The organism is Kribbella amoyensis (genome assembly GCF_007828865.1).
Taxonomy (GTDB): Bacteria; Actinomycetota; Actinomycetes; order Propionibacteriales; family Kribbellaceae; genus Kribbella; species Kribbella amoyensis.
Window position 1 is genome coordinate 5176863 of the sequence record NZ_VIVK01000001.1, and the last position, 23546, is coordinate 5200408.

Sequence of the window (23546 nt, forward strand, 5' to 3'; positions counted from 1 at the left end):
CTGCTGACCGAACCGGTCAGCTCCGGCCGGCGAGCAGGTCCTCGACCGTCTGCTGGTCCAGGGTGGGCGTGCCCGGCAGGCCGGTCTCGGTGAGGATGCCGAGCGCGAGCCGCCAGTGCTCGTGGGCGTTGGCGAGGTTGTCGCTGTCGCGGAGGGCACGGCCGAGATTGACCAGCGAGCTGACCTCGCCCCACCGGTCGTTGAGTTCGCGGCTGAGCGCCAGCGCCTCCTGATAGTGCCGGACCGCCTCGGTGAGTTCCCCGGCGGCGAGCAACGCACCGGCCAAGGTGTCGAGGGAGAACGCCTCCGCCCGCCGTTCGCCGCTGCTCCGATTGAGCCGGACCGCGTGGCCGGCCGCGCCGACGGCTTCCCGAGCGCGTCCCACGGCGAGTTGGGCCGACGCCAGACCGGAGTAGTTCCGGGCCACCTCCACGTCGTCGTCGAACGCCGCCAGCACGTCGATCGCGCGCTGGTGCTGCCGGATCGCCTCCTCCGGCTCACCCGCCCACCGGTGCATCCGGGCGAGATCGGTCAGCGTGGCCCCGCGTCCGCGTTCGTCGCCGAGCTGCTCGAACAGGCGCAGGGCGTTCCGCAACTGCTCGGCCGCGTTGCCGAAGTCGCGGCGGTGCAGGTGCGCGCCGCCAAGTCCGTTCGCCGCGACCGCCTGACCCGCGAGGTCGCCGGTCCGGCCGGCCGCTTCGACCGCGAGCGCCTGCAGGTCGAAGAGCTCGTCGAGGGCGCGGATGTAGATGAGGTACGGCCACAACGCGATCGCGATCCGGTACGCCGCCCGGTCGTCCCCGAGCCGGGCCGCTTCGTACGCGGCCGCGACGAGGCCGCGCCGTTCGGCGGTGAACCACGCGGCGGCGTCCGCGGCGTCGTCGAAGGTCAGCGGCCGGACGCCGGGCAGTGGTTCGCCGAAGTCGATCAGCGGTTGGGACCGTTCCAGGGCGACCTTGCCGTTCAAGGCGGACTGCGCGTACCAGTCGAAGATCCGGGCTCGCGCGTCGCCGCGTTCGGCGGCCGTCCCGAGCTGCTCGGCCAGCCCGATCGAGTACACCCGGAGCAGGTCGTGCAGGCGGTACCGGGTGTCCTGCGGCTCGACGAGATGCACGGCGACCAGTTCGTCGAGCAGCCGCTGCGCCTCCTTCTCCGACACCGCGGCCAGCGCCGCCGCCGCGTGCGGACCGAGCTCCTGGACCGGATGGAGTCCGAGCAGCCGGAACATCCTGGCCTCGGCCGGATCGAGGACCTCGTACGACCAGTCGAACACCACCCGCAGGGCGCCGTCGTCGTCCTCGCCGACGTCGAGCAGCTTGAGCCGATCCGGGTGGTTGCGCAGTTCCTCGAGGACGTCGCGCAGACCGGTCGAAACCGTCCGGGTCGCCCGCTCGGCCGCGATCGCCAAGGCGAGGGGGAGATGCCCGCACAACGCCGCCAACTCGGCGAGCTCGGTCGGTACGGAGGGAACGCGATGCTGGTCGAAGGTGGCCGTCAGGTACTGGGCCGCGTCGGCGTCGGTGAACCGCTCCAACGGCAGGCGATGCGCCCCTTCCCGCGCGGCGAGGGACCGAAGTCGGCTGCGGCTCGTGATCAGGACCAGCCCGGCGGATCCCGGCAGCAACGGCCGTACCTGCTCGGCGTCGCGCGCGTTGTCGAGGACGAGGAGGATCCGGCGATCGGCGAGCAGCGTCCGCAGCAACGCGGTGCGAGCCGTACCGCTGTCAGGCAGGTGCGCGCCCGGTACGCCGAGGCTGCGCAGCAACAACTCCAGGGCCAGCTCGGTCGTCATCGGAGCCCCGGGACCGAATCCCTCCAGGTCCAGGTAGAGCTGACCGTCCGGGAACTCGCCGGCCGCCCGATGCGCCCAGTACAAGGCGAGCGCGGTCTTGCCGACTCCACCCTGGCCGTGGATCGCCGCGATCGTCACGCCGCCCGCCTCCCGGGCCGACCGGCTGACCTGGTCCAGCTCGGCCAGCGCGGCATCGCGGCCGGTGAAGTGCCGAGGTGCGGGCGGGAGCTGTCGTGGTTTGGCGGTACCGCCGGGTGTCCGCGACATCGGTGATTCGGTTGCCGCCAGCAACTCGGCGTGCAGGCGGCGCAGTTCGGGGGCCGGGTCGACGCCGAGCTCGTCGGCCAGCCGGCGGCGCAGTTCGTCGTAGGAGACCAGTGCCTCGGCCGGGCGACCGGAGCGGTACAGGGCGGTCAGGAGCCGGTGCCACAGCGGTTCGCGGAGCGGGTGGTCGGCGGTGAGCTGCCGCAGCTCGGGCAGCACGGCGTCCACCTGGCCGGCCGCGAGATCCAGGTCGACGCGGCGCTCCACCGCGGCCAGGTATGCCTCGACGAGCCGCGACTTCGGGACCTGCGCCAGCCAGTCCGAGCCCATCCCGCCGAACGGCTCACCGCGCCACAGCCCGAGCGCCTCGGCCAACCGCGCCCGCTCGCCGGTTCCACTCGCCGACTCGATCAGCCGGAGGAAGCGGGTCGCGTCCACCCGGTCCGGGTCGATCGCCAGCTGATACCCGTCGGCGGCCGGCTCGAACGTCACCAAGGGGCCGATCACCCGCCGGAGCCGGGCCGCCAGGGTCTGCAGGCTGGCCCGGAGATTCTCGGGCGGCTCCTCGCCCCACAACCGCCGGCCGATCGCGTCCGCGCTGACCGCGTCGGGTGCGGCGAGCGCGAGGATCACCAGCAGGGTCCGGACCCGGCCGGTCGGGACCACGACGAGGGCGCCGTCGCGGCGTACCTCGAACGGTCCGAGCAGCCGGATCTCCACCTGACCACCCCTCGCCGGCACCGCGGCCGGATCCCTGTGTCACCTGGCCCGGGTCCCGGGACCGAGTTCGTCCGGCGTCCGGCACACAGTACTGTGCTGCGGTGCTAAGAGTTGGGTTGACCGGGGGCATCGGATCCGGCAAGAGCGCCGTCTCCTCGCGGCTGGCCGAGCGGGGTGCCGTGGTGATCGACTCGGACGTCCTCGCGCGCGAGGTGGTCGCGAAGGGGACCGACGGGCTGGCCGAGGTGGTCGCGGCGTTCGGCGACGTGCTCACCCCCGAGGGCGAGCTGGACCGGCCCGCGGTCGGCAAGCTCGTGTTCGGCGACGAGGCGGCCCGGCGGAAGCTGGAGGGGATCATCCATCCCCGGGTCCGGGCCCGGGCGGCCGAGATCGAGGCGCAGGCGCCGGCCGACGCGGTCGTGGTGCACGACATCCCGTTGCTGGTGGAGACCGGGCAGGCGGGGAAGTTCGACCTGGTCCTGGTCGTGGACGTGCCCGTCGAGGTCCAGGTGGAGCGGCTGACCACGATCCGGGGGATGGCCGCCGACGAGGCGCGGAGCCGGATCGCGAGCCAGGCGTCCCGCGACCAGCGGCTGGCGGCCGCGGACGTGGTGATCGACAACGCCGGTTCGCCGGCCGACCTGGACGCCCGGATCGACACGCTCTGGACCGACCTGGCCGCGCGCGCAGGGCACGGTCCGGACACGAAAGCGTGACCCCTGCGCGGGAAATGATGTTTCCGGGCCGGCCTGTACGAGAATCGCAGCCGGTTCGCCCGGTCCCCTCCGGACCTGGCCGACCACCCCTCGGTGCGATCCACGCGCCGGTCCGCGAGCCAAGATTGGGAGGATGGCGTGGAATGTCCGCGCTGCAGCTCTGACGTTCCCGAGGTGTCGCACTTCTGCCATCACTGTGGCAACGACGTGCAGTCCGGGGACGCCGAGCGCAAGAAGGCGTACGCCGCGAGGCCGGACGAGCCGGTGGCCTCGTTCAAGCTGGTCTCGACGATCATGCCGCAGGGTGCCGGCCGGCAGCCGTACACGTACAAGGTGGCGCTCGGCATCGCCCTGCTGGCGACCGTGGTCACCGCGGCGCTCGGCGCGTTGCCGGTGGCCATCATGGTGGCGGCGTTCGCGATTCCGATCGTCTACATCCTCTACCTGTACGACGTGAACCTGTGGGAGGACGAGCCGATCCCGGTGGTGGCGGCCGCGTTCCTCCTCACCGGTGTGCTCGCCGCGGTGTTCACCTGGTTGTGGTCCGACAGGATCGGCCTGTCCACGGACACGCTCGGCGGCAACGACGGCGGCCCGGCCGGGCGGGATCTGCTGATCCTGCTCCTGCTGGTCCCGGTGGTGTCCGAGCTGATCCGGCAGATCGGCCCGATCTACCTGGCCTCCCGGCCGCGGTACGACGACCTGATGGACGGCTTCACCTTCGGTGTGGTGGCCGGTGTCGGGTTCGCCTGCTTCGAGACCCTGGTGCTGCACTGGGGCTGGATCAGCGGCGGCTTCGCCGGACCGGGCAGTAGCGCCGGTACGTGGATCTCCGTGGTCGTGCTGCAGGGCTTCCTCAAGCCGCTGATCTACGGGTCGGCGACCGGGCTCGCGGTGGCCGAGTTCTCCGGGCTGGGCGAGAAGTACGACGGCTTCACCCCGCGCTGGGTGGTCGGGCTGCTGCAGGCGATCCTGGTGAACGCGCTCTTCCAGGGCGGCGTCTACCTGCTCGGGTTCGTCGGCGGCCACGGGTCGACGGTCGGCGCGCTGCTCGGGGTCGTCTGGGGCCTGGTGCTGCTCGGCGCGCTGATCATCCTGGTCCGCACGGTGCTGCACAAGGGTCTGCTGGAGGCCGCACTGGAGTCGGCCGCGCGCGGTGGGTCGAACCACGCGTCCGGTGACCTGGCGTTCTGCTCCCGCTGCGAGATGCCGTTGCTGCCGCACTCGGACTTCTGCTCGGCCTGCGGCAACTCGGTCCGCTCCGTGCCGAAGTCCGAACGCGGGCTGACGGCCCAGGGCAGTGCACCGGCAGGCTTCGACGGAACCGGGGAGACGCACGCATGAGCAACCAGCAACCGCCGTACGGCCAGGGTGGACGCCCGCCGCAGGGCCAGCCGCCGCAGGGCCAGCCGCCGTACGGAGGCCAGCCGGGCTACGGCCAGCCGGGTCAGCAGGGCCAGCCGCAGGGTCAGCCCGGCCAGCAGGGTCAGCCCGGCTACGGGCAGCAGTACCCGCCGCAGCAGCAGCCGCCGTACCAGGGCCGCCCGCAACAACCGCCGTACCAGGGCCAGCCTCAGGGACAGCCGCAAGGCCAGCCGCAGGGCCAGCCTCAGTACCAGGGTCAGCAGCAGGCGCCGTACCAGCAGCAGTACCCCGGTCAGCAGCAGTCGCAGTACCCGGGCCAGCAGCAGTACCCGGGTGGGCAGCAGCCGCCGTGGGGTCCGCAGGGGCAGCAGCCCTTCGGCGGGAACCAGCGCGGCGGCAAGGGCGGCAACAAGATCCTGTTCATCGCCGGTGGCGCGCTCGTCGTCGTCGCGGTGATCGGCATCGTGCTCGCGCTGATCTTCGGCAACGGCAAGGACGACACCGTCCAGCCGGACCCGCAGCCGACCACCCAGCCCACCGGTGACCCGAGCGGCGACCCCACCGGTGAGCCCAGCGGCGACCCGAGCAAGGACCCGAACTCGAACCCGGACCAGGGCATCGAGGTCGGCGAGGGCGTCTACGTGAAGCCCGCGCCGGGGTACATCCGCAAGACGCTGGACAAGTTCAACGGCGTCTACCTGCTCAAGCAGGGCGAGGCGTACTTCATGGTGAACGCGTTCAAGGCGAACTCGGACGAGACCACCGCGACGGTGCTGCCGCAGCTGCTCGAGATCGAGAAGAAGGCGACGCCGGGCGGGTTCAAGTCGGGGCAGCCGAGGGAACTGAAGCCGGGGCCGGACGACAAGACGGACGTCAAGGTGGTCACCACCCAGGCGTTCCAGGCGACCGCGACCAGCCAGAACGGCAGCTTCCCGGTGATGGGGTTCGTCGGCGTGGTCGAGCGCAACGACGGCGTGATGACGATCATCCGGGTGTACGGGCGCAAGGACAAGGCGGAGACGCTGCAGCCTGACTCGACGGCGATGCTGAAGTCGGTGGTTGCGAGCCAGTGAACAACAAGCGCGACAAGGACCAGGGCGGCGCCAGCAACCCGTGGGTCCGCAAGACCGACTCCGGCGAGGAGGAGGCGGCAGCCCCGGAACAGGAGCTGCCGCCCTCCCCGTGGTCCCTCGAGGTGCCGCCGCGCCCGTCCCCGTGGACGGACGGCGGCGCCGCCGGGGGTTCACCCGGTACGGACTCCGGCTGGGGCCGCGCCTCGACCGGCTCGGGTGCGCCCGAGTCCGGTTGGGGCGACAGCTCCGGTTCGGGTGGACCGAGTGGTGGCGGGCCGAGTGGCTCGGGTAGTCCCGGTGGACCGGCGACCGAGTCCAGTTCGGCGTGGGGCGAGAAGGTGGGACCGCCGTCGTTGCGGCGGCCCCCGCCGGCCAAGAAGAAGCCGTCCATACCGCCGCTGGTCATCCCGATCGCCGCAGGGGTCGCCGTGGTCGCGCTGGTGGCCGTCGCGCTCGTCCTGCTCACCGGGGGAGACGACACCGCGAAGCAGGAGCCGAGCCCGTCCGTGTCGGTGACCACGCCGCCCGCCTCGTCGTACACGCCGCCTGCGAACGCGGTACCGGTCGAGCACGGCGTGTCCGTCGTCCCGGTCAACGGCTGGAGCGTGCTGGCCAAGGAGACCAAGGGCAAGCAGCTGGTCACCTACGCGCCGAACGGTGAGCCGCGGGCGTTCTTCTGGGTCCGGCAGAAGCTGAACACCACGGCGCGGACGTTCCTCCTCGGCATCGTCGAGGGCGAGACCGAGAACGAGATCGCCCAGCTCGGCAACGTCCGGAACCTGCCGTGCCCGCGGGACGTCTTGGTGGAGTGCGTCGCGATCACCTACACGTCCACCGCCAACAAGGTGAAGGTCCAGGGCTACGTGGAGGCGTACCGGCGCAAGGACGGCGTCGTCACCGCGCTCGACTTCCGGTCCCGGTCCGACTACGCGGCCAAGGCGGAGGCCGAGGCAGCACCGATGAAGCAGTCCGTGGTCGACAGTCTCTGACCACCAGCACCACCCTTCCGTTCAGACAGTGCGAGAGGCCCAGATGAGTCAGCAGTACGGACCTCCCCAGCAGCCGCCCGCGCAGGGCGGCTGGGGTTCCGGTGGCTACCCGCCACCGCAGTTCCGCCCGGCCGGTCGCCGGTCCAACCGCCGGACGCAGTGGATCGTCATGGGCGGCGCAGCGCTCGCCGTGGTGCTGATCGCGGCCGGTGTGGTGCTGCTGGTCACCACCGGCGGCGAGAAGGACGGGACACCGTCCGCGACCGACACGGTGACGCCGGAGCCGGTCGGCACGATGTACACGCCGCCCACGCCCGAGCCGACCGAGGCACCGGTCACCAAGGGCCCGTACGACACCGGGGTCGAGGTCGGCGGCGGGGTCTGGTTCACGCCGGCCAAGGGCTGGGTGAAGGACTCGGACAAGAAGCGGTCCGGGCTGAACTACCTGCTGCCCGAGCCGGGCCGTCCGGGCGCGATCGATGGGTTCTTCTGGATCCGGCAGACCAAGCTGATGGGCGCCAAGGCGTTCGCCGAGCACCTGGTCGACGTCGAGTCGAACAACCTCCAGCACGTGGTGATCGGCAAGGGCAGCTACCGTCCGTGCCCGAACAAGGCGCTCAAGCTCTGCTACGCGACCAACTACTCCGCGGTGGTGCCGGGGGCGAAGGGCAAGAAGCCGGTGGTGTTCTCCGGGTTCGTCCAGGCCTTCGAGGACCACAAGGGCCTCACCACGGCCACCGACGCGGCCCTGCAGCGCGAGGTCTGGCCGGTCCGCAAGCAGGAGATCCTGAACATGAACGGGACCCTGGTCCGCTCCTTCTGACCCGGCGTTCGAAAACTGTCGGCACCGGGCCGTACGGTGGGTGGCATGAGACAGGTCTCGGATTTGCAGCGGATGGTCGCGCCGCTCAAGGTGGTGTCCGACTTCGAGCCGGCGGGCGACCAGCCGACCGCGATCGACGATCTGGAGCGCCGGATCAACGCGGGCGAGCAGGACGTCGTCCTGCTCGGCGCCACCGGTACCGGTAAGACGGCGACGATGGCCTGGCTGGCCGAGCGGATCCAGCGCCCGATGCTGATCCTGCAGCCGAACAAGACGCTCGCCGCGCAGTTCGCCAACGAGCTGCGCCAGTTCTTCCCGGAGAACGCGGTCGAGTACTTCGTCTCGTACTACGACTACTACCAGCCCGAGGCGTACGTCCCGCAGACGGACACCTACATCGAGAAGGACTCCTCGATCAACGAGGAGGTCGAGCGGCTCCGGCACTCGGCGACCTGGTCGCTGCTGACCCGGCGGGACGTCGTCGTGGTCGCGACCGTGTCCTGTATCTACGGCCTGGGCTCCGCCGACGAGTACCTGAACCGGATGATCCACGTGAAGGTCGGCAGCGAGATGGACCGCGACGGGCTGCTCCGCCAGCTCGTCGGGGTGCAGTACGCGCGCAACGACCTGGCCGGGACCAGGGGGACCTTCCGGGTCCGCGGCGACACGCTCGAGGTGTTCCCGGTGTACCAGGAGCTCGCCGTCCGGGTGGAGTTCTTCGGCGACGAGATCGAGCGGCTGATGACGCTGCACCCGGTCACCGGCGAGGTGCTGAGCGAGGAGGACGAGCTCTACATCGGCGCCGCGACGCACTACGTGACCGCGCCGGAGAAGATGGAGCACGCGATCAACTCGATCGAGGCCGAGCTGGCGGACCGGCTGGCCGAGCTCGAGCGCAACGGGCAGCTGCTGGAGGCTCAGCGGTTGCGGATGCGGACGACGTACGACATCGAGATGATGCGCCAGATCGGCACCTGCTCCGGGATCGAGAACTACTCCCGGCACACCGACGGCCGCGAGGCGGGGACGGCGCCGCACTGTCTGCTGGACTACTTCCCCGAGGACTTCCTGCTGGTCATCGACGAGTCGCACGTCACCGTGCCGCAGATCGGCGGGATGTACGAGGGCGACATGTCCCGGAAGCGGACCCTGGTCGAGCACGGGTTCCGGCTGCCGTCCGCGATGGACAACCGGCCGCTGCGCTGGGAGGAGTTCCTCGAGCGGATCGGCCAGACGGTGTACCTGTCCGCGACCCCGGGCCAGTACGAGCAGGACAAGTCCGACGGCTTCGTCGAGCAGATCATCCGGCCGACCGGGCTGATCGATCCCGAGGTGATCGTGAAGCCGACCAAGGGCCAGATCGACGACCTGATCCACGAGATCCGGCTCCGCGTCGAGCGGGACGAGCGCGTCCTGGTCACCACGCTGACCAAGAAGATGTCCGAGGACCTGACCGACTACCTGCTCGAAATGGGCATCCGGACCAGGTACCTGCACAGCGAGGTGGACACGCTGCGCCGGGTGGAGCTGCTCCGTGAGCTGCGGATGGGCGAGTTCGACGTCCTGGTCGGCATCAACCTGCTGCGCGAAGGCCTCGACCTGCCCGAGGTGTCGCTGGTCGCGATCCTGGACGCCGACAAGGAGGGCTTCCTGCGGTCCGGGCGGTCCCTGATCCAGACGATCGGCCGGGCCGCCCGGAACGTGTCCGGTCAGGTGTTCATGTACGCCGACAAGATCACCCCGTCGATGGAACAGGCGATCGACGAGACCAACCGGCGCCGCGCGAAGCAGATCGCCTACAACACCGAGAACGGCGTCGACCCGCAGCCGCTGCGCAAGAAGATCGCCGACATCACCGACATGCTGGCCCGCGAGGACGCCGACACCGCCGAACTCCTCGGCAGCGGCCGGACCCAGTCCCGTGGCAAGGCGCCAGTCCCAGGTGGCGGCAAGCAGAAGGCCGGCGAGAAGGCGAAGGAACTGGCCGGCGGTCTCCCGTCCAGCGACCTCGCGGATCTCATCCAGCAACTGACCGACCAGATGCACAACGCGGCAGCAGAACTCCAGTTCGAAGTAGCAGCCCGCTACCGAGACGAAATCAGCGAACTCAAGAAGGAACTCCGCCAAATGGTCAACGCCGGCGCGAAGTAGCCCGGGGGTAGATCTGCCGCCCAAAGCAGCCCGTCGGGCCCGCGCGCAACGTCCTGCGTGCGGGTCTGCGGTCCGTGCAGGTGGACACGGCGTACGGCAGGAGTCGGGTGCGCGGTACCTGCACGTCCACGCCGGGTAGGACCAGCGGGTGTGGTGGACAGGGTCGGGTATGCGGGTTGATGCTGGCTGGAGTCTGAGGAGGGTGGATGCGGCTCAGCGGGGACCAACTGCTCGAGCATTGTCTCGGGATGCCTGGGGCTTGGCGGGACGAGCCTTGGGAGGGGGACGTGGTGGCGAAGGTGGGGGACAAGATCTTCGCGTTCCTCGGCGGCGAGGCGGTGGGGATCAAGTGTGGGGCGAACCGGGACGAGGCGGACGAGCTCGTCAGCGCCTACCCGGACGACGTCAGCAAGATGGCCTACATCGGCCGCTCCGGCTGGAACACGGTCCGGCTCGGCGGCGCCGTCCCGGACGACGAGATTCTCGAACTCGTCGACGCTTCGTACACGACCGTGGTCGCCAAGTTGCCGAAGAGCAGGCGTCCGCCTTCTGCAACCTGATGACGCAGCGAGGTTATTCCCACTGCGGCCCGTGATGATCGTGACAGCGCCGCGCCGGGTCGCCGATTTGGTGACTCGGTCTCCGACCCGCAAGAATGGTGTCGTTTGAAGGGGAGTATTCCTTCGCGGCGGTATCGTCATCACGGTCAGCGAGTTCGTCTCGTCGCCCGGTACCGCCGGCCAGGCCCGAGCAGTTCGAGCCAGGCGGAAGAGACCTTCGGAGTTCTTTTCGTCTGCGCTCCGGAGGTTGCCTGTGCACGTTCACGACTACGTCTGGTACATCACGGTCGGTGTTCTGCTGGCCCTGCTGGCCTTCGACGTGTTCATCATCGGCCGTCGTCCGCACGAGCCGTCCACCAAGGAGTCCGCGACCGCGATCGCGTTCTACGTCGGACTCGCGGTGGTCTTCGGGCTGGGTGTCTGGGTCTTCTCCGGCGGCCGGTACGCAGGTGAGTTCTTCGCCGGGTGGTTGACCGAGTACTCGCTCTCGGTGGACAACCTGTTCATCTTCCTGATCATCATGGCCAGGTTCCAGGTGCCGAGGAAGTACCAGCAGACCGCGCTGCTGATCGGCATCATCCTGGCCCTGTTCTTCCGCGGCATCTTCATCGCCGTCGGCGCGGCCGCGATCAACGAGTTCTCCTGGGTCTTCTACCTGTTCGGCGCATTCCTGGTCTACACCGCCGTCCACCTCGCGATGCAGGGCGAGAACGACGACGAGGACTACAAGGAGAACGCGGTCATCCGGTTCGCCAAGAAGCGGCTGAACGCGACCGACGAGTACAACGGCGTCAAGCTGACCGTGATCAAGAACGGCAAGCGCCTGGTCACCCCGATGGCGATCGTCATCATCGCCCTGGGCACGACGGACCTGCTGTTCGCGCTGGACTCGATCCCCGCGATCTACGGCCTGACCCAGGAGCCGTTCCTGGTCTTCACCGCGAACGTGTTCGCCCTGATGGGTCTGCGCCAGCTGTACTTCCTGCTCGGTGACCTGCTGAAGCGGCTCATCTACCTGTCGATCGGTCTCTCCGTCGTGCTCGCATTCATCGGTGTGAAGCTGGTCTTCCACGCGATGCACGAGAACGAGCTGCCGTTCATCAACGGTGGCGAGCACATCGAGTGGGCCCCGGAGATCCCGATCTGGGTCTCGCTCGGGTTCATCATCGTGACGCTGGGCATCACGACGGTCGCGAGCCTGTACAAGTCCCGCAACATGGCGGCCGCCGAGGCGAACCGGCCGCAGGACGACCTCCGGTCCGACTCCGACGCTCAGGCGCACGAGGCCGGCGGCGGCGAGCTGGACGAGGCGACCGTGCACGAGGTCGACGACGCCACCAAGGCCGAGATCAACACCCTGTCCGAGCCACAGCAGTCGGACTCGAAGAAGTCCTGACCAGACAACGGCGAAGCGCCCGGATCCTGACTCACGGATCCGGGCGCTTCGCCGTTGTCACGAAGTGCTCGGCCGGAGGGAGCGGCGGACGGCGTTGGTCCGGGCGGCGAGGTCGTCGACGGTGATGCGGTCGAACCCACGGACCGCGCTCCGCACAATGCCCCGCCCTTGCGCGACCAGCGCAGCCGGGATCGCCGAGGCCCCGTGCACCGCGCCGAACACGCTGCCCACCGTGGCCGCCGTGGAGTCCGTGTCGCGGCCGGCGCCGACCGCGATGCCGAGCGTCTTCACGTAGTCGCCCTCACCCCACAGCAGCGCGGTCGTGATGATGCCCGCGTTGTTGAGCGTGTGGACCCAGTTGTAGTCGAGCGCCTCGTCCACCCAGTCCAGCGCCTGCTCGTACCCGGCGCCGCTCGCGTGCAGGTCGAGCAGCGCCCGCTGACTCTCCGCCAGCCGCGACTTCGGTGGCACGACCTCCAGCGCGACCCGCAGCGCGTCGGCGACGTCGTCCACCACGAGCGCCTGGGCGACGAGAGCGGCCGCCCACTGCGCGCCGTAGACACCGTTGGCCGTGTGCGAGAGCAACGCGTCGGTGAGCGCGAGCCGGGCGGCTTCGGCGGGATCGCCAGGACTCACGTAGCCGTAGATGTCCACTCGGATCAGGGCGCCGATCCACTCCCGGTATGGGTTGCGGATGGTGGCCGTCAACGGCGGCTGCAGCCCGGTGACGAGGTTGCGATAGGCAACACGTTCGGCGGTGTACGTCTGGGTGAACGGCATCCGGTCGAGCCATTCGCGGGCGATGTCGCGGGTACCGACGTCCCGCCCGTACTTCTCCAGCACGTGCAGCCCGAGCATCGTCCAGTCGAGGTCGTCGTCGCGCGGGATCGCGTCGAACTGTCCGTCCGAGGCCTCACCCGCGGACGGGTGCGGGGTCAGACCGGCCGGCACCTCCTCCAGGTACGGCACGAAGCCGCTCAAGGGCCAGTCGCCGGCGGCCTCGAGGTACTTCCGGACCTCGGCGCGGCCGAGTCCCTCGACCGGCTTGCCCATCGTGTTACCTACGCACCGGCCGAGCCAGGCACCGGTCACCCGGTCCGGCAGGGCGTCCTCGTCGAACTCGGTGGTGGCGACCGACGGGGTCAGGTCGGTCGGCGTGACGGGTTCCTCGTACGGCCAGTCGGGGCGGCGCTGGAGAGCGGCCAGCTCGTTCTCGATCGCGGCGAGCGCCGGGAGGTCGGCGTCGGCGGCCGCCTGCCGGGCCCGGTCCAGCAGCTCCTCGGCGGGATAGCCGGCGCTCACCAGCTGCTCGGCTTCGTCCGGAACGAGGTCCCGCGGGTCCAGTACGTCGTGCACTACTCCTCCTCGGCGTCAGGGGCGGTGGTCTTCCGAAGATCAGAGGCGCGCGGCAGCAACCAGGGTCTCGCGGCGCTCGGGGAGCAGCGCCTCGTTCTCGAGCACCTTGCCGGTCTCGGACGCGTGCAGCATCCCCTCGGCCGAGACGAACCCGACGTGGTGGATCTGCTGGCCCGGCCGCGCGAAGAAGTACAGGTCTCCCGGCCGGACCTCGTCCAGCGGGACCGGCTCCAGCCTGTCGGCCTGGTCGTGCGCGTCCCGCGGGATCCGCTGGCCGAGCACCCGGCTCACCGCGTGTGTCAGGCCCGAGCAGTCCAGCCCGTACGCCGAGGTGCCGCCCCACAGGTACTCGAGTCCCAGGAACAGCGAGCCCAGCCGGATCCGGTCCTCGGGCGTGGACGGCTCCTCCACCGAACGGATCACGTCGTCGGCCAGCCAGCCGCTCGCGCCGTCGGGCAACGCCACCTGGGTGAACCCGTCGGCGTGGTCGGTCGAAGCCAGCACGGTGCCGAACGACAGCTCGGTCAGCGCGCCCGAACCCGGCTCGGCGGTGAGCGCCGCGGTCGGCACCTTCACGGCGACCGGGGAGGTCGCGGCGGACGGCAGCTCGCCGAGGTGCGCGGACGGTACCCAGCCCGGGTACCCGAGGGCGTCCTCGGACGACGGCTGCCACGGGGCGACGATCTCGGACCAGCCGCCCTTCTCCGAACGGACCAGCACCGGCTCGGCGAAGAGCAGCTGGGTGAGGGTGCGGCCGTGCAGGCCGAGGCGGGTCTCGGTGGTCATCGACTTCGCCCACGCCGCGACGTCGGGCACGGCGGCCACGGCCGCGGCGTCCAGGTCGCGGGGAGCGTCGGAGGAGGTCCACACGGTGCTGACCGGGACCTTGGCGGCGGCTAGCTTCATGCGGCCAAGCCTGTCACGCCGAGGCCGGGCGCCGACGGCAGGTGGATCCGCGCGCCCTCGTACCGGATCCCGCCGAGCACCGGCGACTCCTTCAGCCACCAGGCCGCGTCCAGGTCGTTGACGGCGCTGGTCGGGTACGCCGCGACCAGAGCGGCCGCCGCGCCGACGCCGACGTGGCTCTCCATCATCGAGCCGACGATCGCGCCGAGCCCGTGCTCGCGGGCCAGCTCCAGCAAGGTCCGCGCGGTGGCCAGGCCGCCGCACTTGGCCAGCTTGACGTTCACCAGGTCGGCCGCGCCGAGGCGGATCACGGCGACCAGGTCGCGCACGCCGTACACGCTCTCGTCGGCGAGGATCGGCGTACTCACCCGGTCGGTGATCCAGGCCATCCCGTCCAGATCGGCGGCGGCCACCGGCTGCTCGACCAGCTCGATCGCGCAGCCGGCGTCCTCGAGCGCGCGGATCGCGGTGACCGCGTCGCGCCGGGTCCAGCCCTGGTTCGCGTCCAGCCGGATCCGGGCGTCCGGGCCGACCGCCTCGCGGATCCGCCGGACCCGGTCGAAGTCGGCGGCCGCGTCCCCGGTCCCGACCTTGACCTTGAGCACGTCGAACCCGTCGTTCAGCCGGTCGATCCCGGCCCGCGCCAACGCCGAGGCGTCGCCCGCGGACAGCGTCACGTCGGTCCGGACGACATCGACGGTGGAGCCGAGGAACCCGTGCAGCGGCCGCCCGACCCGGCGCGCGGCCAGATCGTGCAAGGCGACGTCGACTGCGGCCTTGGCCCCGTAGTTGCCCTGGACAGCGCCCTGCACCCGGCGCAACGCGTCGGTCAGGTCGTCCGGGCCGAGCCCGTCGAGTGCGGCCGCGATCGGTCCTTCGACACAGGCCTGTGCCCCGGCCAGGGACTCACCGGTGACCTTCCAAACCTGCGGCGCCTCGCCCCAGCCGGTGTGGTCGCCGTCGCTGATCGAGACCAGCAGCGACTCGGCGTGCGTCGCGGTCCGCAGTGCAGTGACGAAGGGGGTGTGCAGCGGCGCCGAGACGAGGTGGGTACTGAGCTTCATCGGACCGTCTCCAGGTCGTGCCGGTGCTGCCAGGCCTCGGTCGCGATCGCGGCGATCAGTCGTTGCGCCTCCGCGTCGGGCAGCTCCGAGGTCGTGCACGCGGTCAGCACGAACGGCTCGGCGTCCGGCGGATAGACGATGCCGCCGTCGTGCCGGATCGTGGTGTCCCAGCCGTTCTTGTGCTCGACCCTGGTCCCGGCCGGCACCCCCGCGGGGATCTCGCCGTTCCACTGGTTCCCGGCCAGCAGGTCGCGGACGTACTCCCCGCCCGGCGTCTTGTCGTTGCCTACCGCAACCAGGACCGCGGCCAGGTCGGCCGGGCTCATCAGGTTGCTGATCCCGGCCCGCTGCGCCGCCGCGTCGTCGATCCCGCGCCGGATCACGCTCGCGCCCGAGCCGTACTCCGCGAGCACCGCGTTCGCCGCGTCCACGCCGACCTGCTCCAGGACCAGGTCGGTGGCCAGGTTGCTGGACAGCGTGATCATCTCGGTGGCGAGCCAGCCGAGCGGCACCTTCGCACCCATCCTGGTCCAGGTCGCCGGCGCCTCGTCCTCGGCCGGGTTCACCCCGAACCGGCCGCCGGCCGCCGAGGCGAAGTCGTTGTGCACCTGGATCGGCTGGTCCAGCGCCAGCTCACCCGCGGCCACCCGGCGCATCATCGCCATCGCGACCGGCAGCTTCATCGTGCTCGCCGAGTAGTGCGTCGTCTCCGCCCGGTGCTGGAACACCGGCAGCCCGTCGAGCCGCCCCAGCCATACACCGAACGCGCCGCGCGCTTCCACCCCCGCGAGCAGGTCTGCGATTCCCATGCCGGTCAGCCAATCACACCCGGACCCCCACCACTCACCAACCCGGTCACCACGACCGAGTCGCCGGTGGAGGACGACCGGGGGAGCCCGGTCGGTGGTACTTGGTGAGTGCTGCCCGTCCGCCCTGGCAGACTCTCCCTCGTGTCCAGAGCACTCCGGAGCAGCGTGGGGAGCCGGGCGGCCGGCCTGATCCTGGGGTTCGCCGCCGACCGGGTGCTGGGTGATCCGCGCCGGTTCCACCCGGTCGCCGGATTCGGTCAGGCCGCCGCCAAGCTCGAACGCCCCCTCTACGCCGACTCGCGCGCGGCTGGTACGGCGTATGTGGCCGTGCTCGTGGGTTCGACGGTCGCGGTGGGCGCGGTCGCCGAGCGGCTGACGAGGAACCGGCCCATCGCGAACACCCTCGTGACCGCGGCCGCGACCTGGTCCGTACTCGGTGGACGCAGCCTGGAGCGTGAGGCGGACGTGATGGGCCGCCTCCTCGAGGACAAGGACGTACCCGCTGCCCGGACCAGGCTGAGCCACCTCTGCAGCCGCGACGCCACCGACCTGGACGCGGACGAGCTGGCCCGGGCCACGGTCGAATCGGTGGCCGAGAACACGTCCGACGCGACCGTCGCACCGCTGGTGTGGGGCGGGCTCCTCGGCGTACCCGGCCTGCTCGGGTACCGCGCGGCGAACACGCTGGACGCGATGGTCGGCTACAAGTCGGCCCGGTACCGCAACTTCGGCTGGGCCGCGGCTCGGTTCGACGACTTGGTCAACCTGGTCCCGGCCCGCGTCTGCGCCGCGCTCACCGGGGTGACGTCCGGCCGGCCCGCCCAGGTCTGGCGGGTCTGGCAGCGGGACGCGAAGAAGCACCCGAGTCCGAACGCCGGCCCGGTCGAGGCCGCCTTCGCGGGGGCGCTCGACCTCCGGCTCGGCGGGACGAACACGTACGACGACGAGGTCGAGGACCGCGGCACCCTCGGGGACGGGCTCGCGCCGACGGTCACCGACGTCCGCCGGACCGCGGTCCTGGCGCGGCGGGTCTCGTACGCGGCGGCGGCGACCGCGGCGATCCTGGCCCTGCGTCCCCGCCGACGAGCAGCACGGCCGGGGACGAGGGCGCCGAGGACCAGGCTGCCGGGTGGATCGAGCGGGGAGAGCCGATGACCAAGCTGCATCAGCGGCCGCACCGGATCGCGCTGATCCGGCACGGCGAGTCCGAGGCCAACGTGGACAAGTCGATCTACGAGCGGCTGCCCGACCACGCCGTACCGCTCACCGAGCACGGGTACGAGCAGGCGGCCGAGGCCGGGAAGAAGCTGCGCGAGGTGTTCGAGAACGAGCCGGTCCGGGTCTACGTCTCGCCGTACCTGCGGGCCTTGCAGACGCTGGACGCGCTCGGCCTGGACGACCTGGCCGGGGTACCGCGGGAGGAGCCGCGGCTGCGCGAGCAGGACTGGGCGAACTTCCAGGACACCGACGACATCGAGCGCCAGGAGCAGTTGCGCGACTCGTACGGGCACTTCTTCTACCGGTTCACCCACGGCGAGTCCGGCTCGGACGTGTACGACCGGGTGTCCAGCTTCCTGGAGACGATGCACCGCGACTTCGAGAAGCCGGACTCACCCCGCAACGTGCTGCTGGTGTCGCACGGGCTGACCATGCGGTTGTTCTGCATGCGCTGGTTCCACTGGTCGGTGAAGTTCTTCGAGACCCTGCGCAACCCGGACAACGCGGAGACGCGCGTCCTGCTGCGGCAGCCGAACTTCCGGTACAAGCTGGACCGGCCGTTCGAGCAGTGGACGGACCACGAACCGACGGAACGGGAGCGATCGGCATGGTTGTAGAGCAGACCCGGGAAGCCGCGCGGAACCTGCTGGCTTCGCTGAGCCCAGAGCAGCTGGCGAGGATCACGGCACCGTTCGACACCCCGGATCACCAGGAGTGGACGTACTTGCCGGGCGACCGTCCCGGGCTGCCGCTGGCCACGTTGTCCGCCGAGCAGGAGAGCCACGTTCATCGCCTCCTCGAGCTGGCGTGCAGCGAACGCGGCCGGACCGACGCCCGCGCGATCCTCGCCGCCGAGGTGATCCTGCGCGAGCTGCCCGATTCGGTCCCGGCCGCGGAGACCGGGGGTTGGCAGGGCACGACGGTGGGGGAGCGGTACTTCGTCCGCGTCCTCGGCGACCCGGCCGGCGACGGACCGTGGGCCTGGCGGCTCAACGGGCATCACCTCGCGCTGCACGTCACCGTGGTCGACGGCGCGATCGCCTTCACCCCGCAGTTCTTCGGTTCGAACCCGGCCGAGGTCCGCACCGGCCCGTACGCCGGCCGCCGGTTCCTCGCCGCCGAACAGGACCTCGGGTTCCAGTTGCTGCACGCGCTCGAACCAGGGCAGCGGGAGATCGCGATCGTCTCCCCGACGGCACCCGACGACATCCTCACCCGGCACGACCCGGTCGCCGACGCCTCCCGGCTGTACCAGGGTCTCGCCCACGGTGAGCTGGACGCCGAGCAGCGGCAGATCTTCAGCCTGCTGCTCGGTCAGTACATCGGCCGTGCCACCGGCCCGATCGGCCTGCAGACCTGGCAGGACATCACCGAGCACGGCCTCGACCGCCTGCACTTCGCCTGGGCCGGCGCGACCGAACCGGGCCAGGGCCACTACTACTCGATCACCGGTCCCACCTTCCTGGCCGAGTACGACAACACCCAGACCGACGCGAACCACATCCACACCGTCTGGCGTGATCTCCGCAACGACTGGGGGACCGACCTGCTCGCCGCCCACTACGCGATGGGCCGCCATCAGGTCGGCTAGAGTCACACCGTCATCGACGGCACCCTGCAGGAACCCGGTGTGAGTCCGGGGCGGTCCCGCCACTGTGACCGCGTTCGCGCGGAAGTCAGGAACTGCAGCCGTCGTACTGCCCACCCGGGGCGTGGACACCCCGAGGAAGGACCGGCCGCGCATGCCCGCGAACCTGTTGCTGCTCTCCACCGCCGACACCGATCTGCTCGCCGCGTCACAGGCGCAGGCCGGCTGGAAGGTCGCGAACCCGGCCCGGGTCGACCTCGCCGATCTGCCCGGCCTGCTCGACGGGGTCGAGGTGGTCGTGGTCCGGCTGCTCGGCGGCCGCCGCGCGTGGGAGGAAGGGCTCGACGCCGTCCTCGCTTCCGGCCGCCCGACCGTCGTCCTGAGCGGTGAGGCCGCGCCCGACGCCGAGCTGATGTCGCTGTCCACGGTCCCGGCCGGCGCAGTCGCCGAGGCGCTCGCGTACCTGCGCGAAGGCGGGTCCACCAACCTCGAGAACCTGGCCGGCTTCCTCCGGGACACGCTGCTGCTCACCGGGGACGAGTTCGAGCCGCCGTACGCGCTCCCGGCGTACGGGGTACGTGACGACCGGCCGTTCACCCCGGACGGACGCCCCGTGGTCGGGATCGTGTACTACCGCGCCCACGAGATCTCCGGCAACACCGCCTTCATCGACACGCTCGCCGAGGCCGTGGACGCCGCCGGTGCTCAGCCGCTGCCGGTGTACTGCGGGACGCTGCGCGGCCTGGATCCGTCGAGCGACGACAACGCGGCCCTGTTCGACCTGCTCCGCAGCTGTGACGTGCTGGTCACCACCTTGCTCGCGGCCGGTGGGACCGTGGCGGCCGACGCGAGCGCGGGTGGTACGGACGACGCCTGGGACGCGGGCGCGCTGGCGTCGCTCGACATCCCTTTGATCCAGGGCCTCGCGCTGACCTCGACCCGCGAGCAGTGGCTGGAGAGCGACGCCGCGATCAGCCCGCTCGACGCGGCGACCCAGGTGGCGATCCCGGAGTTCGACGGCCGGCTGATCACGATCCCGTTCTCCTTCAAGACCTACGACGCCGAAGGGATCGCGAGCTACCGGCCGGATCCGGAGCGGTGCGCCCGGCTCGCCGGGATCGCGGTGGCGCACGCGCGACTTCGGCACGTCCCGGTCGCGGAGAAGAAGGTCGCGTTGGTGCTGTCGTCGTACCCGACCAAGCATGCCCGGATCGGGAACGCGGTCGGCCTGGACACCCCGGCGTCCGCGGTCGTCCTGCTCGGCCGGTTGCAGGCGGCCGGGTACGACCTGGGTGGGCTCGACCTCACCGAGTTGCAGGGTGCCGAGGGGGCCGACGGGCTGATCCACCGGCTGATCGCGGCCGGTGGACACGACGTCGACTGGCTGACCGACGAGCAACTGGAGAGTGCGGCGGCGAAGGTCCCGCTCTCGACGTACCAGCGGTGGTTCGGCCAGGTCCCGGTGACGTTGCGGGACGCGATGACGGAGGCGTGGGGCGAGGCACCGGGGTCGCTGTACGTGGACACGTCCGGGCCGGAGCCGGCGATCGCGCTGGCCGCGTTGACGTTCGGCAACGTGGTGCTGATGATCCAGCCGCCGCGCGGGTTCGGCGAGAACCCGGTGGCGATCTACCACGATCCGGACATGGCCCCGTCGCACCACTACCTGGCCGCGTACCGCTGGCTGGAGGCCGCGCCCGAGGACGGCGGCTTCGGCGCGCACGCGGTCGTCCACCTTGGTAAGCACGGCACGCTGGAATGGCTGCCGGGCAAGGGGATCGGGCTGGCGGCCGACTGCGCCCCGGACGCCGTCCTGGGGAACCTGCCGCTGGTGTACCCGTTCATCGTCAACGACCCGGGCGAGGGGACGCAGGCCAAGCGTCGCGGGCACGCCGTGATCGTCGACCACCTGGTCCCGCCGATGGCGCGCGCCGAGACGTACGGCGACATGGCCAAGCTGGAGTACCTGCTGGACGAGTACGCGACCGTGCAGGCGCTCGACCCGGAGAAGGTACCGACCTTGCGGGCGCAGATCTGGACGTTGATCCAGGCGGCCCAGTTGCACCACGACCTGCACACCACGGAGAAGCCGGACGACGAGGAGTTCGACGAGTTCGTCCTGCACCTCGACGGGTACCTCTGCGAGATCAAGGACGTGCAGATCCGCGACGGCCTGCACGTCCTCGGTGGCGGTCCGGCCGGCGAGGCACGGGTGAACCTCGTGCTCGCGGTCCTGCGCGCTGCCCAGATGTGGGGCGGTACGGCGGGCGCGGTGCCGGGGTTGCGCAAGGCGCTCGGTGAGACCTTCGGTGTGGACGATGCGGCGATGCTCGCGGATCCGGGCAAGCCGGTCCCGGAGCTGGCCGACCTCGCGACACTGGCGGACCTGCCCGCGGTCAGCGGTGCGGACGGGGTGGACCTGCTCGAGGCGGTCTCCCGCAAGCTGGTCCTCGGGATGGAGACGCTGAGCTGGGACGCGGCCAAGGTGCCGGTGGTGATCGCCGAGGTGCTCGGCCGCGACTCCGCCGCCGTGGCCGCCTCGCTGACCTTCGCCGCGACCGAGGTGGTGCCGCGGCTGGGCCGGACCGGCGACGAGCTGACGAACGTGCTGCGCGCCCTGGACGGCCGGTTCGTCGAGGCGGGTCCGTCGGGCTCGCCGACCCGCGGCCTGGTGAACGTGCTGCCGACCGGCCGGAACTTCTACGCCGTCGACCCGAAGGCGATCCCGAGCCGCAACGCCTGGGACGTCGGGGTCGCGCTGGCCGACTCGCTGCTGACCCGGCACCGCGCCGAGACGGGGGAGTGGCCGCGCTCGGTCGGCCTGACGGTCTGGGGGACGTCGGCGATGCGGACCCAGGGCGACGACCTGGCCGAGGTGCTCTGGCTGCTCGGTTGCCGGCCGGTCTGGGACGAGGCGTCCCGCCGGGTGACCGGGTTCGAGCCGGTCCCGGTCGCCGAGCTGGGCCGGCCGCGGATCGACGTCACGATCCGGATCTCCGGGTTCTTCCGGGACGCGTTCCCCCACGTGGTGGCGCTGCTGGACGAGGCGGTCCGGACCGTCGCCGGCCTGGACGAGCCGGCCGAGGACAACTACCTGCGTGCCCACGTCCTCGATGACGTTGCGTCTGGCAACGATCTGCGGGCGTCGACGGCCCGGGTCTTCGGGTCCAAGCCCGGCTCGTACGGCGCCGGCCTGCTGCCGTTGGTCGACGCGCGGAACTGGCGGACCGACGCCGAGCTGGCCGAGGTGTACGCGGTCTGGGGCGGGTACGCGTACGGCCAGGGCCTGGACGGGGCCGAGGCGCGTGGGTCGATGGAGCGCGCGTACGCCCGGATCCAGGTGGCCGCGAAGAACGCCGACACCCGCGAGCACGACATCATGGACTCGGACGACTACTTCCAGTACCACGGCGGCATGGTGGCGATGGTGCGGCACCTGACCGGCGCCAACCCGAAGGCGTACATCGGCGACTCGGCGGTGCCCGCGCAGGTGAAGACCCGGTCGCTGGAGGAGGAGACCAAGCGGGTCTTCCGGGCCCGGGTGGTGAATCCGCGCTGGATGGCGGCGATGCAGCGGCACGGGTACAAGGGCGCCTTCGAGATGGCGGCCACGGTCGACTACCTCTTCGGGTACGACGCGACCGCGGGGGTGGTGGACGACTGGATGTACGAGACGCTCACCACCGAGTACGTCGCGAACCATGAGGTGGCGGAGTTCTTCCGCAAGTCCAACCCGTGGGCCCGGCACGGGATCGCGGAGCGGCTGCTCGAAGCGGCCCAGCGCGGACTGTGGTCCGAGCCGTCCGCCGAAGCCCTGGAGACCCTGCGGGCCGCCGTGCTCGAGACCGAGGGTGACATCGAGGACCGCTGACTCCTGCTCGACGTCCGGTGTTCAGGCCGGGCCCGACGCGGTGTGATTGGGTGGAGTCATGGCTGCCGAGCGACTCCGGGTCCTGATCACCAACGACGACGGGTACCAGGCGCGCGGGATCCGCGCCCTCGCGGCAGCCGTCGCCGCCCAGGGTCACGACGTGGTCGTGGTCGCGCCGCTGGACGACCAGAGCGGCGTCGGGTCCGCCCGGGCCGGGATGGTCGGGCGGCCGATCGAGTCGGCGTCCGAGGAGGCCGGTGGCATCACCTTCACGGGGATCGCCGGCACGCCCGCGCTCGCGGTGACGCTGGCCGCCGTCGGCGCGTTCGGGGCCGCGCCGGACGTGGTCGTCTCCGGGATCAACCACGGCCACAACATCGGCGTACCGATCCTGCACTCCGGGACCGTCGCGGCCGCGCTCACCGCCGCGACCCAGGGGATGTCGGCGCTCGCAGTGAGTATCGACTCCGAGACCCCGCAGTACCTGGAGACCGCCGGCGCGGTCGCGGCCGAGGCGCTCGACTGGCTCGTCGGCGAACCGGCCGGCACGGTCCTCACGCTGAACGTCCCGGATCGCCCGGTGGCCGAGCTGGAGGGGATCCGGCGCGCCCACCTGACGCCGATCGAACGGTCCCGCATCGCCGGGACCGTCGCCGAGACCGGCGAGCCGATGATCGTGCTGGAGGACCCGGAGGCCGCGCCCGACCCGGCCACCGACGAGGCCCTGCTGGCCAAGGGCTACGTCACCGTCACGCCCATCGTCGGGGTGCGCGAGACCGACGTCGCGGTTCCCACCGACCGGTGGACCGAAGCGCTCCAGTCCTGAGGCTCCGCGGCCGGTAGGTGGTGATCGTCGCCACCCGACCGGAGTGCTGCCCGGGGCGT

General features: G+C 71.0%; 18 protein-coding genes and 1 riboswitch. Of the genes, 13 read left to right on the forward strand and 5 right to left on the reverse strand.

All coding sequences use genetic code 11. The features are described 5' to 3' along the window. Nucleotides 1-16: 16 nt before the first annotated feature. Nucleotides 17-2776, reverse strand: coding sequence for an AfsR/SARP family transcriptional regulator (locus tag FB561_RS24240; protein ID WP_170284753.1), 2760 nt, complete (start codon nucleotides 2774-2776; stop codon nucleotides 17-19). Nucleotides 2777-2877: 101 nt separating this feature from the next. Here FB561_RS24240 and coaE point away from each other — a divergent pair, with 101 nt between their 5' ends. The 8 genes from coaE to FB561_RS24280 all read left to right on the forward strand — a co-directional run bounded on the left by coaE (nucleotide 2878) and on the right by FB561_RS24280 (nucleotide 11849). After that, nucleotides 2878-3492: a dephospho-CoA kinase gene (gene coaE / locus FB561_RS24245; protein WP_145810572.1), complete on the forward strand. Its 615-nt coding sequence runs from the start codon at nucleotides 2878-2880 to the stop codon at nucleotides 3490-3492. Between the two features lie 174 nt (nucleotides 3493-3666). Further along, nucleotides 3667-4836: a PrsW family glutamic-type intramembrane protease gene (locus FB561_RS24250; protein WP_238335028.1), complete on the forward strand. Its 1170-nt coding sequence runs from the start codon at nucleotides 3667-3669 to the stop codon at nucleotides 4834-4836. Beyond that, a complete protein-coding gene (locus FB561_RS38300) occupies nucleotides 4833-5930 on the forward strand; it encodes a PT domain-containing protein (protein WP_202880725.1) in 1098 nt (365 codons plus the stop codon). The genes FB561_RS24250 and FB561_RS38300 overlap by 4 nt, the downstream gene beginning before the upstream one ends. Then, nucleotides 5927-6919: a hypothetical protein gene (locus tag FB561_RS24260; protein ID WP_145810576.1), complete on the forward strand. Its 993-nt coding sequence runs from the start codon at nucleotides 5927-5929 to the stop codon at nucleotides 6917-6919. Before FB561_RS38300 ends, FB561_RS24260 begins: the two co-directional genes overlap by 4 nt. Before the next feature lie 43 nt (nucleotides 6920-6962). After that, on the forward strand, nucleotides 6963-7742 hold the full coding sequence (locus FB561_RS24265; protein ID WP_145810578.1) for a hypothetical protein: 780 nt from the start codon (nucleotides 6963-6965) through the stop codon (nucleotides 7740-7742). A 45-nt stretch (nucleotides 7743-7787) separates the two neighbouring features. Beyond that, nucleotides 7788-9893 (forward strand): excinuclease ABC subunit UvrB, encoded by a 2106-nt coding sequence (gene uvrB / locus FB561_RS24270; RefSeq protein WP_145810580.1) that lies wholly within the window; start codon nucleotides 7788-7790, stop codon nucleotides 9891-9893. A gap of 206 nt (nucleotides 9894-10099) precedes the next feature. Then, nucleotides 10100-10453: an MmcQ/YjbR family DNA-binding protein gene (locus FB561_RS24275; RefSeq protein WP_145810582.1), complete on the forward strand. Its 354-nt coding sequence runs from the start codon at nucleotides 10100-10102 to the stop codon at nucleotides 10451-10453. A gap of 253 nt (nucleotides 10454-10706) precedes the next feature. Then, on the forward strand, nucleotides 10707-11849 hold the full coding sequence (locus FB561_RS24280) for a TerC family protein (RefSeq protein WP_145810584.1): 1143 nt from the start codon (nucleotides 10707-10709) through the stop codon (nucleotides 11847-11849). A gap of 57 nt (nucleotides 11850-11906) precedes the next feature. Here the strand turns inward: FB561_RS24280 and FB561_RS24285 are convergent, their stop codons facing one another. From FB561_RS24285 to FB561_RS24300, 4 genes are read right to left on the reverse strand one after another with little or no spacing between them, the layout of a single operon-like run. After that, nucleotides 11907-13205: an ADP-ribosylglycohydrolase family protein gene (locus FB561_RS24285; protein WP_145810586.1), complete on the reverse strand. Its 1299-nt coding sequence runs from the start codon at nucleotides 13203-13205 to the stop codon at nucleotides 11907-11909. A 39-nt stretch (nucleotides 13206-13244) separates the two neighbouring features. Next, on the reverse strand, nucleotides 13245-14111 hold the full coding sequence (locus FB561_RS24290) for a C40 family peptidase (RefSeq protein ID WP_145810588.1): 867 nt from the start codon (nucleotides 14109-14111) through the stop codon (nucleotides 13245-13247). Further along, nucleotides 14108-15175, reverse strand: coding sequence for a mandelate racemase/muconate lactonizing enzyme family protein (locus tag FB561_RS24295; protein ID WP_145810590.1), 1068 nt, complete (start codon nucleotides 15173-15175; stop codon nucleotides 14108-14110). Before FB561_RS24295 ends, FB561_RS24290 begins: the two co-directional genes overlap by 4 nt. After that, nucleotides 15172-15984 (reverse strand): serine hydrolase, encoded by an 813-nt coding sequence (locus tag FB561_RS24300; protein WP_145810592.1) that lies wholly within the window; start codon nucleotides 15982-15984, stop codon nucleotides 15172-15174. The genes FB561_RS24295 and FB561_RS24300 overlap by 4 nt, the downstream gene beginning before the upstream one ends. A gap of 141 nt (nucleotides 15985-16125) precedes the next feature. Here FB561_RS24300 and FB561_RS24305 point away from each other — a divergent pair, with 141 nt between their 5' ends. From FB561_RS24305 to surE, 5 genes are all read left to right on the forward strand, one after another. Then, nucleotides 16126-17139: a cobalamin biosynthesis protein gene (locus FB561_RS24305; protein WP_145810594.1), complete on the forward strand. Its 1014-nt coding sequence runs from the start codon at nucleotides 16126-16128 to the stop codon at nucleotides 17137-17139. Beyond that, nucleotides 17136-17819, forward strand: a complete 684-nt coding sequence (locus tag FB561_RS24310; RefSeq protein WP_145810596.1) for a histidine phosphatase family protein — start codon at nucleotides 17136-17138, stop codon at nucleotides 17817-17819. The genes FB561_RS24305 and FB561_RS24310 overlap by 4 nt, the downstream gene beginning before the upstream one ends. Further along, entirely contained in the window at nucleotides 17810-18793 is a 984-nt protein-coding gene (locus FB561_RS24315) for a DUF3500 domain-containing protein (protein ID WP_145810598.1), read from the forward strand. The genes FB561_RS24310 and FB561_RS24315 overlap by 10 nt, the downstream gene beginning before the upstream one ends. Nucleotides 18794-18820: 27 nt before the next feature. Continuing rightward, nucleotides 18821-18888: riboswitch (cobalamin riboswitch) on the forward strand. Nucleotides 18889-18944: 56 nt separating this feature from the next. Further along, nucleotides 18945-22661, forward strand: a complete 3717-nt coding sequence (gene cobN, locus FB561_RS24320; RefSeq protein ID WP_145810600.1) for a cobaltochelatase subunit CobN — start codon at nucleotides 18945-18947, stop codon at nucleotides 22659-22661. 58 nt (nucleotides 22662-22719) lie between these two features. Then, nucleotides 22720-23487 (forward strand): 5'/3'-nucleotidase SurE, encoded by a 768-nt coding sequence (gene surE / locus FB561_RS24325; RefSeq protein ID WP_145810602.1) that lies wholly within the window; start codon nucleotides 22720-22722, stop codon nucleotides 23485-23487. The last annotated feature ends 59 nt before the right edge of the window (nucleotides 23488-23546 follow it).